Raw genomic sequence first — 15,745 nt, forward strand, 5'->3', positions numbered from 1 at the left:
AAACGTGCCCGAAACGGTGCGGTCCGGGGTTGCCGCCCCGGTTGGCACGTAAGGGGGCGGCCCGCCCCCGCGGGGGGCGGTCGCGGCCCGTTGAACTCCGGTTCCGGAGTCCGGATCGATGGCCTTTCAGGGGGTGGGCGGGATGGTCACCGCCTGGTGTAGAGCTTCGGGTCGCGATACAGCGAGGCGAGTACCTGGCCCGGGATCAGGAAGTCGGCGGCCTCGGTGCCGTCGAGTTCGCTGATGCCGGCGAGGGTGGTCGGGAAGTCCTCGGTCTCGATCTCGATGAGGGTGAGGAAGCTGTAGTGCTCCTGGGAATGGCTTTCGTCGGCGGCGATCTGGTTCTCGTTGAGGGTCATGCGCCTGACGGAAACGACTCCCGGGACTTCGAGTATTTCCGGGATGTGCTTGTTCTCGTACCAGGCGTGGAAATCGTTCTCGCGGCCTTCGTGCACATTGGCCAGCACGGTTATGACGTAGGTGGACATGTCAATCCAACTCTCGTGTGACGTGCGGAGACATCGTTTCGGCAGCTAAACAGAGAAAGCCCCGGATCCGCTCGGCGAAGCCGCGGAATAGGGGGTTCTTAGGGGGCCGGTTGACGGGGTGTGTGGCAACGGCATCATTCTGGCCACATGCGGGAGCGGCATTCGCACATCCGTCGTCCGGGGCCGTCCGCAATGTTGGTGGAACAAGGGGGATTTTCATGGCCGAGTTGACTCGTCGGCGCTTTACTCTGGCCGGGCTCGGTGCCGCCGCGACGGGAGTCGTCGTGGGCGGCGGAGGCACGCCGGCCCGGGCGGCCGCCACGGACGCCACGGGCGGGACGGTGCAGCCGTCCTTCGGGCCGGTGACGGTGACGCCCACGGACCGGCGCTACCAGGACCTGCTGGTGCGCGGCTACAACCGCCGGTTCACCGGCAACCCCGACTACGTGCGACTGGTCGGCAGCACGGCCCAGGTGGTGCAGGCCGTCAACGAGGCGGTCGCCGCGGGCAAGCGCGTGACCGTGCGCAGCGGCGGGCACTGCCTGGAGAACTTCGTCGACGACCCGGACGTCAAGGTGGTCATCGACCTGTCCGAAATGCGGTCGGTGTCCTTCGACAGCACCATGAACGCCTTCGCCATCCAGGGCGGTGCGATCCTGTCGCAGGTCTACCGGACCCTCGACCTCGGCTGGGGCGTGACGATACCCGGCGGCTCCTGCCCGCCCGTGGGCGTCGGCGGCCACATCACCGGCGGCGGCTACGGGGTGCTCTCCCGCCAGTACGGTCTCGTCGCCGACAACCTGGTGGCGGTCGAGGTGGTCGTGGTGGACTCCAGCGGCACGGCGAAGGCGGTGATCGCGACCAACTCGGCGTCCGACCCCAACCGGGACCTCTGGTGGGCGAGCGCCGGTGGCGGCGGCGGCAACTTCGGCATCGTCACCCGGTTCTGGCTGCGTTCGCCCGGCGCCACCGGCACCGACCCGACGACCTTGCTGCCGCCCACCCCGGGCGGGATCATGATCAACACGCTGTACTGGGACTGGTCCCAGCTGGACCAGACGGCCTTCACCACGATCGCCACCAACTTCGGCACCTGGCACGAGAAGAACAGCGCCCCCGGCGCCGCCGCCAACCAGCTGTGGGCCTCGCTCATCGCGGTCCGCCAGGGCAAGGGCGGCGTGCTCGTCCGCTCCCAGGTCGACCCGACGGTCGCCGGCAACCAGCAGCTGCTGGCCTCCTTCGCGGCCGCGATGACCCAGAACGTCGCCCCGGCCCCGTCGAACACCACGACCGGCACCCTGCCGTGGCTCTACACCACGACCACCAGCGCCGGCGAGGTGGGCGACGTCTTCGGCATACCCTCCCTCCAGCTGCGTTCGAAGACCAAGGGCGCCTACCACAAGAAGGGCTTCACCCCGACCCAACTGGGCGCCGTCTACCAGTACATGACCAACTCGGCCTACTCCTACTCGGGCGGCCTGATGGGCCTGTTCTCCTTCGGCGGCCAGGTCAACGCCCTCTCCACGACGGCGAACGCGGTGCCGCACCGGGACTCGGTGATGCTCGCCTCCTTCTCCAACTACTGGTCCGACCCCACGACGGACGGCCAGCAGCTGCAATGGATCCGCCAGCTGTACCGGGACGTCTACACGAGCACCGGTGGGGCGCCGGTGCCCAACACCGTCACCGACGGGAACTACGTCAACTGGCCCGACCCGGACCTCGCGGACCCGCTCTGGAACACCTCGGGGGTTCCCTGGTCGACCATCTACTACAAGGACAACTACGCCAAGTTGCAGCAGATCAAGGCCACCTGGGACCCGCGCAACGTCTTCCACCACAACCTGTCGGTCAGCACGAGCTGACCGGACGCCCCGGTCGGTGGCCTTCGGCGGGAGGCCGCCGGCCGGGCGCCCCGGTCCGGTGACCGGATGCGTCCGCCGGGTCGCTCGGGCTGCTACGCGGCGGCGTCCGGGCGCCCGAGCGCGTGGCGCACCGCGTCGAGGCCGCGGCGCGCCTGGTCCTGCCGGTGGTGGTTTCCGATCTCCTGGGCGATGAGCAGCGCCCGGCCGTGCAGCTCCGCCGCCTCGGTTGGGCGTCCGCGGGCGAGGGACAGCTCGCCGAGGCTGTTGAGCGCCTGCCCCTCGAGGTCGCGGGTGCCGGTGTCGCGGGCGAGTTCGAGGGCCAGCTGCAGGTGGGTGAGGGCGAGGTCGTGGTCGCCGAGGCGGGCCCGGACCGCGCCGAGGGCGCACAGGGCGTGGCCCTCCAGGTCGCGGGTGCCGGTGTCGCGGGCGAGTTCGAGGGCCAGGTGCGCGTGGGCGAGGGCGGTGCCGTGCTCGCCGAGGCGCTCGTGGACGACCGCCAGACCGCACAGGGCCTGCCCTTCGAGGTCGCGGGTGCCGGTGTCGCGGGCGAGTTCGAGCGCCAGGCGCAGGTGGGCGAGGGCGGTGCCGTGGTCCCCGAGGCGCTCGTGGACCACGGCCAGACCGCACAGGGCGTGGCCCTCGAGGTCCCGCGAGCCGGTGTCCCGGGCGGTGGCCAGCGCCCGTCGCAGGCTCTCGGTGGCCTGTTGGTACTGGCCGGAACTCCCCTGCACCCGGCCGAGGTTGCCCAGCACGTAGCCCTGGATGTCACGGTCGTCGATGCGCTGGGCGATGGCCAGGGCCTGGCCCAGGTGGGTGAGCGCGGTGCGGTATCTGCCGAGGCGCTCGTGGACCAGCCCCAGGCCGGACAGGGCGTGGCACTCGGCCGCCGGGGTGCCGGTGTCGCGGGCCAGCGCGAGGGCCTGGCCGAAATGGGTGAGCGCGCTCTCGTAGTGGCCGAGCCGGTGCAGCACCAGGCCGATGTTGCTGAGTGACCGGCCGTGGGTCACGTGGTCGCCGACGTCGCGCGCGACGTCGAGCGCCTGCCGGAAGTGGGTGAGGGCGGTCTCGTACCGGCCGAGCCGCTGGTTGGCCACCCCCAGGCCGTAGCGGGCCAGGCTCTCCAGCTCCCGGTCGGCGGTGTCGCGGGCCAGCTCGACGGCGCCGGTGTGCAGCGACAGCGCCTCGGTGTGCTGGCCGCGCAGGTGCAGGAAGTGGCGCAGGATCCGGAAGATGTCGGCGCTGTGCCCGGGCCGGGAGCGCTGGGCCGCCTCCGCGGCGGTCAGCAGGGTCGGCCACTCCGCCTCCAGCCACTCCGCGGCCCGCTCGTGGCCGCCCGGGGGCGCGAGCACCTGGCACGGCGGGGTGGCCGGCGCGCGGTCGGAACGCCAGTGCGGGGCGAGGAGGTCCATCGCGGCGGCGGCGGTGTGCCGGTAGTGGTCCAGGAGCCGGGTCAGGGCCTCCTCCCACTCGGCTCCGGGAACCTCGGCGGCGGCCAGCTGGACGGCGTAGGCCTGGAGCAGGGGGTGCAGCCGGTAGCGCTCCTCGGACGGCTGTTCCAGCAGGTGCGCGTCGAGCAGCCGCTCCAGCAGGCGGTCCGCGACCGGACGGGGGATCCCGGCGACCGCGGCCGCGGCGTCCGCGTCGAACTCGGTGCCCGGCACCACGCCGAGCAGCCGGAACAGGTGTTGGTGGCTGGGATCGAGCTTGCGGTAGGAGAGATCGAACACGGCCGCGAGACTGGTCTCCGCGGTTCTGAGCTCGGTCAGCCCGCGCCGGGGCCCGCGCAGCTGGGCGGTCAGGTGGGCGATGGTCCAGGCCGGCCGGTGGCGCAGCCGGGCCGCCGCGATCTGGATGGCCAGCGGCAGGTTGCCGCACAGCCGCAGCAGTTCGCCGACGCTCTTGGGTTCGACGGCCACCCGCCGCTCGCCGAGGATCCGGGTCAGCAGCCGGCGCGCGCCGGCCGGGGCCAGCGGTTCCAGGGACAGCACCGCGGTGGCGTCCAGGTCGGTCAGGCGGTCGCGGCTGGTGACCAGGGTCAGGCAGTCGGTGGTGCCCGGCAGCAGCGGCCGGATCTGGGCGGTGCTGGCCGCGTTGTCCAGGACGAGGACGGCCCGTAAGCCGGCCAGGCTGGTGCGCCACAACGCGGCCCGCTCCTCCACGTCCTCGGGCAGGTCGGTGCCGGTGACGTCGACCGAGCGCAGCAGCTTCTCCAGCGCGGTGCCGGGGTCCAGGGGGGTGTGGTCCCGGCTGTGGGCGTGCAGGTCCAGGTAGAGCTGGGCGTCGGGGTAGCGCTCGGTCATCCGGTGCGCCAGGTGGACGGCGAGCGAGGTCTTGCCGACCCCGGGCATGCCGTCGATCGCGGCCAGCACCACGTCGTTGGGCTCCGACCGCCGGCGGCCGGCCGCCACCTCGTCGATCAGGGTGCGCAACTCCCGCTCCCGGCCGGTGAAGTGGCTGATGTCCTTGGGGAGGCTGTGCGGGGCGCGCGGGGCGAGCGCGAAGGTCCGGGGGCGGCCCAGGGTGCCGTCGTTGGTGAGGATGCGCTGACGCAGCTCGCGCAGCTCCGGGACGGGTTCGAGACCGAGCGCGTCGGCGAGCCGCCGCCGGGTCGACTCGTACACGGACAGTGCCTGCGACTGGCGGCCGGAGAGGTACAGCGCCAGCATGAGCTGGCCGGCCAGGCGCTCGCGCAGGGGGTGGGCGCCGAGCCAGTCGATCAGCTCGGGGACCACCGACTGGTGCTTGCCCTGGGCGAGTTCGAGGTCGAGGCAGTCCTCCAGGGCGGTCAGCCGCTGCTCCTCCAGCCGTGAGGTGTACGGCTGGAGCGCGCTCGTGTTGAGGCCGGCCAGGGCCGGGCCGCGCCACAGCCCGAGGCTGGCGCGGAACTCGGCTATCGCCTCGTCCGGGCGCCCTTCGGCGGCCCGGCGGCGGGCGGTGGCCAGCGTGTTGGTGAAGACCGTCAGGTCCAGTTGGTCGTCCGGCAGTTCGAACCGGTAGCCGTTGGCGCCGACCGCCGTCGGGAGGTTGACGATCCCGGCGGACCTGAGCCGGCCGCGCAGCAGCGAGACGGCGTTGCGGATCTGCTTCTCGGCCGTCCGGGGCGGGTCGTCCCAGACGGCGTCGACGAGCTCGCTCAGCGGGACGTTCTGGTTGGACTTCAGGAGCAGGAGGGCCAGCACGAGGTGTTGCCGGACGCCGGCCGGCAGCACCTTCCGATGGTTCGCCCGTACCTCCAGCGGTCCGAGTATTCGGAACCTCACGCAGCCTCCCCGTGTGTCGCGGGCAGCCACCACCGGGCTGGTCCCACGTTGAACGCGCGATGTTACCCGCCGGGTGACATCCCGCTCGAACAATTGGTCCGGGCGCCAGGGTGTCTGACGGACCGTCGGACACCAGGTCGAACGCCGCCGGACGGCGCTCTGTTCCGCGCTCGAAGGGCGCGAAGCCCCATGGCCGGGAGATGATCCGGCCGGGACGGCCCGAGGACGGTTCGAGGACGGCCGAAGGACGCCATCGGTGATGATGACCATGTAGCAGTTGTGGACGGAGTGACGGGGGTCGCATGAGCGGGTCGAGGAGACCGGGCGGGGCCGCGAGACGCCGGAGCGCCGGCGCTCGGGTGTCCCCGCCCCGGCCTGCCCGCGTGCCGGCGTGACTGGCCGCCGGTCCTAGCGCGGTTCCGGCCGTCCCTCGGCCGTTTCCCCCGTTCCCTTCCCATCTCTCCCCCCGTGCCCGCACCAGGGACCGGGCGGTTCACCTTGTCCCGATCAGCGGGGCCGCACCGGTGCGACCCGCCGGTGCCGGGTGCCCGCGTCCGGTCGCGGCCGCGCGCGCCGCCGGCCCGCGCCGCCCCCCAGGGGTGGAACCTCCGGACCAGAACCGACCATTCGTCATGTGATAGTGGAGGGCTTGCCACCGATGGCTATCGTCGAACGAACGGACGTGGTGCCGGACCTGCTCTGGCAGGCGAAGGAGGCACTGGCCGCGCTGGACCGCAGAACGGCGGCGCCGGACGGGCGGAGCCGGGTGGCGGTGGCCGCCGACCGGCTGCTCATCGCCTGCGAGTTCCCGAGCCTGCTGCGCGCGGAGGCCGGCGAACCGGAGCGGTTTGCGGTCCTCGACGCGATCGGCGACCGCAACCGCGACGCCGTGCGGCACCGGGCCGCCTGGGCGCTGGCCGGCTGCCTGCTCGGCGATCCCGGACTGCCGGATCCGCCGGACGGCGCCGGGTCGGCCCTCGCCTCCTGCCCGTTCAGCGCCGAGACGGCCTCCGCCGTGGTGGCCGCCGTCACCGCCCTGGTGCACGGCAACCACCTGGAGGCCGCGATCTCCTGGTGCGACTGGGCGCTGCCGCAGGCGGCGCGGCTGGCCACCGAGAGCTGGTCGGCCCGGCTGCTGGCGGTACGGGCGGAGGCGTCCCTGCACCGGGGCGACGTGCTGGTCGCCCTGGCGCGGGCCGAAGCGGCGCTGGAGACGGCGCCGCCGGAGCGCCGTGGTGCCTGGATCGGCGGACCGCTGGCCTGCCTGATCGCCGGCCACACCGACCTCGGGGAACTCGACGCGGCCCGCGGCTGGGCGCGGCGCCCGGTGCCCGCGCCGATCTACGAGACCCGGCACTGCCTCGGCTACCTCTACGCCCGCGGCCACCACCACCTGGCCGACGGTGAACACCGCTCCGCACTGGCCGACTTCATGAGCTGCGGACGACTGCTGGCCTACTGGGGCCTGGACCCGGACCTGTACCCGTGGCGGCTCGCGGCCGCCGCGGCGTACCTGGGCCTCGGCGACCACGACGCGGCGCTCACCATGGTCGACGCCCAGCTGGCCGGGCCGGCCGCACCCGCCGCCGACGTGGTCCAGGCCTTCGGCCGGCCGGGGGCCAGGAGCCGGCGCCGACAGGAGCAGCGGGAGGAGCTGTTCGGGATCCTCCAGGAGAGCACCGGACGCCCCGGCCTGTACTCCCGGTTGCGGCTGCTCCAGTGGGGCGACCTGCCGGGCGCCGTCCCGCACCGGGTCGTCCGGTACAAGGTGACCGACCGCTACGCGGCCGCTCTGGACGAGCTCAGCCCGTCCGAGCAGCGGGTCGCCCTGCTGGCCGCGCGGGGCGAGACCAACCAGCGGATCGCCCGGGCCCTGTCGATCACGGTCAGCACGGTGGAGCAGCACCTGACCCGGATCTACCGCAAGCTGCGGGTCAACGGGCGCGGCGACCTGCGCCGGAAGCTGGGGTGACCCGGGCGGCCCGAGGGCTTGTCTGACAAGCCCTCGGGCGGGCCCCGCTCACTCGCGACCGAACAGCTCACAACCCCCGGGCCGGGAGGTCGTCCAGGACCTGCACGATCGCGCAGGCGAAGGCCATGCCGACGCCCGTGCCCAGCAGCATGACGTGGTCGCCGGGGCGGACCTCGCGCCCGGTGAGCAGGTGGTGCAGGGCGGCGACCTGGTCGCTGGCGCCGGTGTGGCCGAGGCGGCGGCCGAATTCCCAGGTGCCCAGGGCCAGTTCCCCGTCGAAGGGCTCCAGGATGTGCTCGACGATGCTGCGGCTGCCCGCTGACTGGTGGGCGACCCGGGTGATGTCCCGGGGCTTCAGCCCGGCTTCGTCCAGGGTGCGGTGGATGAGCTCGCTCTCGGCCCGGCCGATCGCCTTGGCCATCGCGCCCTGATCGCCCCGGAGGGCCTGGATCCGCTCGGGCAGGACGACCTGGTGCCCGATCGTGGGCCCCGCCGGGTGGAGCGGCTCCCCGCCGCGGTTGAGCTCCTCCAGCTCGGGCAGCGAGGAGGAGCAGACGTTCACCAGCCGGGCGAAGCCCTGTCGGCGGGAGAGGACGAGCGCCGTGGCGGCGTCCCCGAACAGGGCCCACTGGGTGCCCCGCCAGCGGGCGATCAGCGGGTGGGTCCAGTTGTCCGCGGAGGTGATCAGGGCGGCGGGGCGGTCCGGGGCGGCGGTGAGGAAGGAGCCGGCCAGCTCCAGGGAGGCCACCATGCCGGCGCAGCCCTGGCGGATCTCGACGGAGGGCGCGGAGCCGCCGATGGTGTGCCGCTGCACGTAGTGCGAGGAGGACCAGATGTCGGGGCCCTGGTAGGTGCAGGTGGCGTGCATCAGGATGGCGAAGTCGGCGGCGGGGTGGCGGGACATCGCCAGCGCTTCCAGCCCGGCCCGGACCGCCATGTCGGGCGCGGCGACGTCGCCGGCGAGGGCCACCGAGAGCCAGTCCATCCCCGCCACGTCGTCCGCTTCACAGAGCCCCAGCTCGACCGCCTCGGTAAGGGTGACGCGGTCCGGAATGCAGGCGGCGATGCCGTCCAGATAGAGGTCGTCGAATATCACGGAAACCTTCTCTCGGGGTTCGGGGGGTGCGAATGGTGGAAATCGCGGAAGGCCGCGGGCGTCGACCCGTCGAGGGTGGGCGGGACGACAGCGTAATCGGGTGCGCGGACGGCGGGCCCCCTAAAGAACCCCTGTTCCGGACGCCCCGGCGATTGTGGCCCGGTCCGGCGGGTCAGAATCGGTACCGACCGTGCGCGGCGGAAATGGCCGGTGGGGTACCACGGCAGAATCCCGGGAGTCTCAGTGGAAGAATCCGCAGTCGTCATCATCGGGGCGAGCAGCGGCTTCGGCGCCGCGCTGGCCGAGGACCTCGCGGCCGCCGGGCGGACGGTGGTCGCGGGTGCCCGCAGTGCCCGGGAGTCCGGCGGCGGGGTGCTCTACCGGCAGGTCGACGTGGCCGACGAGCAGAGCGTCGCGGACTTCTTCGGGTACGCGGCGAGCGTGTCGCCGGCGCCGTACGGCCTGGTCTACAGCGCGGGCGACGCGTCGGCGGTGGGGTACGGCTGGGAGGTCGGGCCGGACGAGCTGGCCCGGGTCTTCGACGCGACCTTCTTCGGGTTCGTCCGCTGCCTGCGGTACGCCGTGCCGGCGATGCGCGCGGCCGGGCGGGGCAGCGTGCTGGCCCTCGGCTCGCACAGCGCGCGCTTCCCGGTGGAGATGCTCGGCGCCTACGCGTCGGCCAAGGCCGCGCTGGAGCACTACGTGCGCACGCTCGCCAAGGAGCTGACCGGGACGGGCGTGCGGGCCAACGCGCTGGGCATCGTCGCGGAGACGGCGCTGTCCCGGGACTTCCTCGACCGCAAGGCGTCGGCGCTCGGGCGGCCGGAGCCCTACCCGGCGCTGCCGCAGGTGCGCGACAACCTTCCGCTCGCCCGGTTCCTGCTCTCCGAGGAGTCGCGGCACGTCTCCGGCCAGGTGGTGGACGCCTTCCCGCCGGCCTGGTGACGGCGCCGGGCGGATCGGGCGGGCCGGGCCCCGCTCGGCGCCGTCACGCCCTGGCGCGCGCGGGTCAGCCGGTCTCGGGCGCGGCGGTGAGGATCGAGGCGGTCAGCGTCAGCACGCCGGTGCGCACGGCGTCGATGCCCATGCCGGTGCCGACCAGCAGGTCGACGAAGTCGGCGCGGAGCACGCCCAGGATCGCGTGGGCCAGGAAGTCGGCGTCGGCGTCCGGACGGGCCTCGGCGATGGCCCGGGCGAGCCGGCCCTGCCAGAGCAGGTAGCGCTCCAGGTTGGCGTGCGAGCCGCCGGAGTCGCGTTCCAGCGCTCGCAGCAGCGGGCGGCCGGGGACCACGATGTCGTCGAACAGGCTGGCGACGAAGCCCAGTACCCGCTCCCGCGGGTCCTCCCCGGGGTCGGCCAGCTGGTCCAGGGCCTGCTGCTGCCAGTCCTCCGTGAGCTGCTGGAACAGTGCCCCGATCAGGCCCTCGCGGTTGCCGAAGCGCCGGAAGAGGGTGCCCTTGCCGACGCCCGCCGCCTCGGCGATGTCGTCCATGGAGACGTGGTCGACGCCGCTGTCCTGGAACAGCTGCTGAGCGGTGACGAGGATCTTGCGCCGGTTGTGCGCGGCGTCCGCGCGCTCCCTGACGGTCACTTGTGCTCCCTTGACATCGTGCGGTGATCGAGGGCTACGCTATCGCAGCCAAGCGGACCAGCGGTCCGGATATGGTGAGATCAGGCTTGCAGAGGCAAGGAGATGCGCACATGCGTTCTGTTCGGTTCCACGACTACGGGCCGCCGGAGGTCCTCAAGGTCGACGACGTCCCGAACCCGGAGCCGGGTGAGGGCCAGCTGTTGGTCCAGGTGAGCGCGGCGGGCATCAGCTACGCCGAGATCCAGATCCGGGGCGGCGTGATGGAGCAGTTCGCCTGGTTCCCGGACCCGCCGCTGCCGCACGCCCTTGGCTTCGAGGTCGCCGGTACCGTGGTCAAGGTCGGCGAGGGCGTGGGCGACGAGTGGGTCGGCCGGAAGGTGGTCGGCGTCTCCCCGACCGCCGGCGGCTACTCCGAGCTGGCCGTCCTGCCCGTCGCCGTGGCCCAGGCCCTCCCCGAGGGACTCTCCGAGCACGAGGCGCTGGCGCTGTACGGACAGGGCGTCGTGGCGGTCGGCGTCGCCGAGGTCGCCGACATCCAGCCGAAGGACGTCGTGCTGGTCGAGGCCGCCGCCGGCGGCGTCGGCAGCCTGCTGGTGCAGCTGGCCAAGAACGCCGGTGCCGAGGTGATCGCCCTGGCGCGCGGCGAGAAGAAGCTGGCCCTCGCCCGCGAGCTCGGCGCGGACCACGCCTTCGACTACACCGAGGCCGACTGGGCGCAGCGCGTTCGCGAGGTCGCTCCGGCCGGCGTCCAGGTCGTCCTCGACTCGGTCGGCGGCGAGGTCTCCCAGGCCGCCTTCGACCTGCTGGCGATGGCCTTCGGCCGGATGGTCGTCTTCGGCACCGCCAGCGGCAAGGTCCCGCAGTTCGACCCGGAGCAGGTCTACGTGCGCGGCGTCAGCGTCACCGGCTTCGGCCCGCGCGTCTTCATCCAGCCCGAGTACGGGTTCCGGCTGCGCCGGACCGCCTTCGAGCTCGCCGCGGCCGGCAGCATCAAGCCGGTCCTCGGGCCGGTGTTCCCGCTGGCCGAGGCCGCCGAGGCCCACCGGGCCTTCGAGGAGCGCGTCACCACGGGCAAGGTGATCCTGGTCCCGTAATCCGACGGGCGGTGCGGTGGCCGCCTAAGAAACACACCGCGATCCCCCCGGAGCGAATGCGCCCGGTCCTTTCCAGGACCGGGCGCATTCGTTTTTTCCAGGCTCGCGGACAATCCCGGGAATGGCGGAATCCGCGCCCACCTGGCGAAATTCGGACCCCCTCCCGGTAGGGGTTCTTCGGGGGCGCGGTAGGGGCCGTCCAGGGGAGCCGTCGGTGGGGCGCCCTGGCTAGCATCGAAATCTGATCGTCCTTGCGCGGCCATTGTCCCGAACAAATCGACGATGGGAGAGCCATGAACGGCTCCGTTGGTGATTTCGAAGCGACGGACGGCGTGATCGCCGTCATCGGGCTGTCCTGCCGTTTTCCCGGCGCGGACGGCGTCGAGGAGTTCTGGAAGCTGCTGCGCACCGGCACCGACGCCGTCACCGAGGCGCCCGCCGACCGGGCGGGGACTGCGACCGGCCGTGCCCGGGGCGGCTACCTGGACCAGGTCGACCGGTTCGACGCCGCGTTCTTCGGGATGACCGCGGAGGAGGCCGACGCGACCGACCCGCAGCAGCGGCTCGTCCTCGAAGTCGGCTGGGAGGCACTGGAGAACGCCGGCGTCCGCCCCTCGCAGACCGGTCGGCTCGGCGTCTTCGTCGGCGCGATCTGGGACGAGTACGGCGAGTTGAGCCGCCGGACCGGCCCCGAGGGCTACGACCGGCACACCGCCGTCGGGGTCCACCGCAGCGTCATCGCCAACCGGCTCTCCCACTTCCTCGGCGCGGGCGGCCCCAGCCTGGTCGTGGACACCGGCCAGTCCTCCTCCCTGGTCGCCGTCCACCTGGCCTGCGAGAGCCTGCGGCGCGGCGAGTCCGAACTCGCCGTCGCGGCCGGGGTCAACCTGCTGCTCGGCCCCGAGAACGAGGAACTGCTCGCCGCCTGGGGCGGACTGTCGCCCGACGGCGTCTGCCGCACCTTCGACGCCCGGGCCAACGGCTTCGTCCGCGGCGAGGGCGCCGCCGCCGTCCTGCTGAAGCCGCTGGCCGCGGCGCTCGCCGACGGTGACACCGTACTGGCGACCATCCTCGGCGGGGCGGTCAACCACGGCGGCGAGGACAGCCTGACCACCCCCAGCGCCGCCGCCCAGCAGGCCGTGCTCGCCGCCGCCCACCGGGCCGCCGGCATCGGCCCCGCCGACCTCCAGTACGTCGAACTGCACGGCACCGGCACCCCCGTCGGCGACCCCGTCGAGGCCGCCGCGCTCGGTGCCGGACTCGCCGGGCGCTCGATGGACGAACCCCCGCTCGTGGTCGGCTCGGTGAAGACCAACATCGGCCACCTCGAAGGGGCCGCCGGGATCGCCGGTCTGGTCAAGACGGTCCTCGCGCTGCGCCACCGCGAGATCCCGGCCACCCTGCACCACGAACTGCCCAACCCGCGGATCCCGCTCGTGGACCTGCGGCTGGACGTGGCGACCGAGCTGCGCGCCTGGCCCCGCCCCGACCGGACCCTGGTGGCCGGCGTCAGCTCCTTCGGGATGGGCGGCACCAACTGTCACCTGGTGCTGGCCGAAGGGCGCACCCCGGTCGAGCCGTCCGGCCCCACCGCGGCGATGCCCGCCGTGCCCTGGGTGCTCAGCGGCCACACCCCGGCCGCGCTGCGCGCCCAGGCGCGGCGGCTCGGCGCGCTGACCGGCGCGGACCCGGTGGACATCGGCCACTCGCTGGTCACCGCCCGCGCCGTCCACGCCCACCGCGCGGTCGTCGTCGGCACGGACGCCGACGAGCTGTTCGCCGCCCTGCGCGACGTGGCCGCCTCCGGAACGCCCGCCGGGCAGCGGCCGCGCCTCGGCCTGGTCTTCACCGGCCAGGGCGCGCAGCGCGTCGCGATGGGGCGCGAACTGCGCGCCGCCTACCCGGAGTTCGCACACGCCTTCGCGGAGGTCTGCCGCCACCTGGACCCGCTGCTCGGCGGCTCGCTCGCCGAGACGATCGACTCGGGTGAGGGGCTCGACCTGACCGGCCGGACCCAGCCGGCCCTGTTCGCCGTCGAGGTCGCCCTGGCCCGGCTGCTGGAGGCCTGGGGCGTGCGCCCCGACGTGGTGATCGGTCACTCCGTCGGCGAGGTCGCGGCCGCGCACCTGGCCGGCGCACTCGAACTGCCGGACGCCTGCGCGCTGGTGGCGGCCCGCGCCACCCTGATGCAGGCGCTGCCGGCGGACCGCGCGGCCATGGTCGCCGTCGAGGCCTCGGAGGACGAGGTCCGTGCCCTGCTCGACGAGCGTTCCCCCTCCGCCGACGTCGCCGAGCTCGCCGACATCGCCGCCGTCAACGGTCCGACCTCGGTGGTGCTCTCCGGCGACTCCACGGTCGTCGCGGAGATCGCCGAACAGCTGCGCGACCGCGGTCGGCGGGTGAAGCGGCTCACCGTCAGCCATGCCTTCCACTCGCCGCAGATGGACCCGATGCTGCCAGAGTTCCGGCGGGTCGTGGCGGAACTGCCGTTCCACCCGCCGCGCGTGCCGATGGTCTCCACCGTCACCGGCCTGCCGCTCACCGCGGAGGAAATCGCCTCGCCGGACTACTGGGCGCGCAACGTGCGCCGGCCGGTCCGGTTCGCGGACGCGGTCCGCGCCGCCGACGCGACCGTCCTCCTGGAGGTCGGCCCCGACGCCGCCCTGACCGGGGCGATCGCCGACACCCGGCCCGACGTGCCGGCGGCGGCCACGCTCCGGGCCGGACGCGGTGAGCCCGTCCAACTGCTGACCGCCCTCGGCCGGCTCTACGCGCACGGCGTCGAGGTGGACTGGCCGCGGCTGTTCGAAGGCACCGGCGCCCGCCGGATCCCGCTGCCCACGTACGCGTTCCAGCGTGAGCGGCACTGGCTCGGCGTCCCGCGCGCCGACGGGCCCGCGCACGAGCCCAGCCGGGCCGACGCGCTCCGGCGGCAGCTGGCCGAACTGCCCGACCCCGAGGCAGAGGTCACCGAACTGGTGAACCGGACCCTCGCGCGGGTCCTCGACACCGACGCCGCGCAGCTCGACGCCGACAGCACCTTCCGCGACCTCGGCCTCACCTCGGTGACCTCGGTCGAACTGCGCGACGCGCTCGTCACCCGGACCGGGATCCCGCTGCGCGCGGGCCTGGTCTTCGACCACCCGACACCGCGCCGACTCGCCGAGCACCTGTACCGCTCGCTCGGAACGGCGGAGGCCTCGGCGGAGGCGGCGGGTGCGGCGGCTCCGGGAACGGCGGCTCCGGGAACGGCGGACGACGACCCGATCGCGATCGTCGGCATCGGCTGCCGGTTCCCCGGCGGGGCCGGATCGCCGGAGGAACTGTGGGACCTGATCGCGGGCGAGCGGGACGTCGTCTCCGCCTTCCCGACCGACCGGGGATGGGCGCCCGGCCCGGTCCGGCACGGCGGGTTCCTGTCCACCGCGACCTGGTTCGACGCGGACTTCTTCGGCATCTCGCCGCGCGAGGCGCTCGGCATGGACCCGCAGCAGCGGCTGCTGCTCGAAACCACCTGGGAGGCCTTCGAGCACGCGGGCATCGACCCGCAGTCGCTGCGCGGCAGCCAGACCGGCGTCTACGTCGGCGCCACCGCCGAGGAGTACGGCCCGCGCCGGCACGCGGCACCCGACAGCCTCAACGGCTTCCTGTTGACCGGCGGTTCGCCCAGTGTGATGTCCGGCCGGATCGCGTACGCCTTCGGGTTCACCGGGCCGGCGCTGACGGTGGACACGGCGTGCTCGTCCTCGCTGGTCGCGCTGCACCTGGCGGCGCAGGCGCTGCGCAACGGGGAGTGCTCGCTGGGCGTCGTGGGCGGGGTGACGGTGATGTCCTCGCCCGGGATGTTCGTGGAGTTCTCCCGGCAGGGCGGGCTGGCGCCGGACGGGCGGTGCAAGTCGTTCTCGGCCGATGCGGACGGGACGGGCTGGTCCGAGGGTGTCGGTGTGCTGCTCGTGGAGCGTCTTTCGGATGCGCGGCGCAACGGGCATCAGGTGCTGGCGGTGGTGCGGGGCAGTGCGGTCAATCAGGACGGTGCGAGCAATGGGTTGACGGCGCCGAACGGGCCTTCGCAGGAGCGGGTGATCCGGGCGGCGTTGGCGTCGGCGGGGCTCGCGGCGCACGAGGTCGACGCGGTGGAGGCGCACGGGACGGGCACGAGGCTCGGGGACCCGATCGAGGCGGAAGCCCTGCTGGCGACGTACGGAGGGGACCGCTCGACCGGTCAGCCGCTCTACCTCGGCTCGGTGAAGTCGAACATCGGGCACACCCAGGCGGCCGCCGGTGTGGCGGGTGTGATCAAGATGGTGATGGCGATGCGGCACGGTGTGTTGCCGCGGTCGTTGCATCTGGATGAGCCGACCTCGCACGTGGACTGGGAC

At 73.4% G+C, this 15,745-nt stretch carries 9 protein-coding genes; 5 read left to right on the forward strand and 4 right to left on the reverse strand.

Going from position 1 to position 15,745, the window contains the following annotated elements; translation table 11 throughout:
• Positions 1-146: 146 nt before the first annotated feature.
• Complete coding sequence (locus ACWCYO_RS37525; protein WP_270148545.1) at positions 147-488, reverse strand: DUF4286 family protein; 342 nt, start codon at positions 486-488, stop codon at positions 147-149.
• Between the two features lie 218 nt (positions 489-706).
• On the opposite strand from ACWCYO_RS37525, the gene ACWCYO_RS37530 reads away from it, so the two are divergent.
• A complete protein-coding gene (locus ACWCYO_RS37530) occupies positions 707-2,353 on the forward strand; it encodes an FAD-dependent oxidoreductase (RefSeq protein ID WP_449786722.1) in 1,647 nt (548 codons plus the stop codon).
• A gap of 92 nt (positions 2,354-2,445) precedes the next feature.
• Here ACWCYO_RS37530 and ACWCYO_RS37535 read toward each other — a convergent pair whose 3' ends face one another.
• Positions 2,446-5,613 carry a tetratricopeptide repeat protein gene (locus ACWCYO_RS37535; RefSeq protein WP_449786723.1) on the reverse strand — a complete coding sequence of 1,056 codons (3,168 nt, stop codon included), beginning with the start codon at positions 5,611-5,613 and terminating at the stop codon, positions 2,446-2,448.
• 658 nt (positions 5,614-6,271) lie between these two features.
• On the opposite strand from ACWCYO_RS37535, the gene ACWCYO_RS37540 reads away from it, so the two are divergent.
• Positions 6,272-7,585 (forward strand): helix-turn-helix transcriptional regulator, encoded by a 1,314-nt coding sequence (locus ACWCYO_RS37540; RefSeq protein WP_449786724.1) that lies wholly within the window; start codon positions 6,272-6,274, stop codon positions 7,583-7,585.
• A gap of 67 nt (positions 7,586-7,652) precedes the next feature.
• Here the strand turns inward: ACWCYO_RS37540 and ACWCYO_RS37545 are convergent, their stop codons facing one another.
• Positions 7,653-8,681 carry a ketoacyl-ACP synthase III family protein gene (locus ACWCYO_RS37545; RefSeq protein WP_270148551.1) on the reverse strand — a complete coding sequence of 343 codons (1,029 nt, stop codon included), beginning with the start codon at positions 8,679-8,681 and terminating at the stop codon, positions 7,653-7,655.
• 243 nt (positions 8,682-8,924) lie between these two features.
• On the opposite strand from ACWCYO_RS37545, the gene ACWCYO_RS37550 reads away from it, so the two are divergent.
• Positions 8,925-9,626, forward strand: a complete 702-nt coding sequence (locus ACWCYO_RS37550; RefSeq protein ID WP_270148552.1) for an SDR family NAD(P)-dependent oxidoreductase — start codon at positions 8,925-8,927, stop codon at positions 9,624-9,626.
• Positions 9,627-9,690: 64 nt separating this feature from the next.
• Here the strand turns inward: ACWCYO_RS37550 and ACWCYO_RS37555 are convergent, their stop codons facing one another.
• Positions 9,691-10,272 (reverse strand): TetR/AcrR family transcriptional regulator, encoded by a 582-nt coding sequence (locus ACWCYO_RS37555; protein ID WP_270148553.1) that lies wholly within the window; start codon positions 10,270-10,272, stop codon positions 9,691-9,693.
• Between the two features lie 110 nt (positions 10,273-10,382).
• On the opposite strand from ACWCYO_RS37555, the gene ACWCYO_RS37560 reads away from it, so the two are divergent.
• Together ACWCYO_RS37560 and ACWCYO_RS37565 are read left to right on the forward strand one after the other, a co-directional pair.
• On the forward strand, positions 10,383-11,366 hold the full coding sequence (locus ACWCYO_RS37560) for a quinone oxidoreductase family protein (protein WP_270148555.1): 984 nt from the start codon (positions 10,383-10,385) through the stop codon (positions 11,364-11,366).
• A 293-nt stretch (positions 11,367-11,659) separates the two neighbouring features.
• Positions 11,660-15,745: type I polyketide synthase (locus ACWCYO_RS37565; protein WP_449786725.1), on the forward strand; the 4,086-nt coding region annotated here is incomplete at its 3' end.

The organism is Kitasatospora sp. NPDC001683 (genome assembly GCF_053596495.1).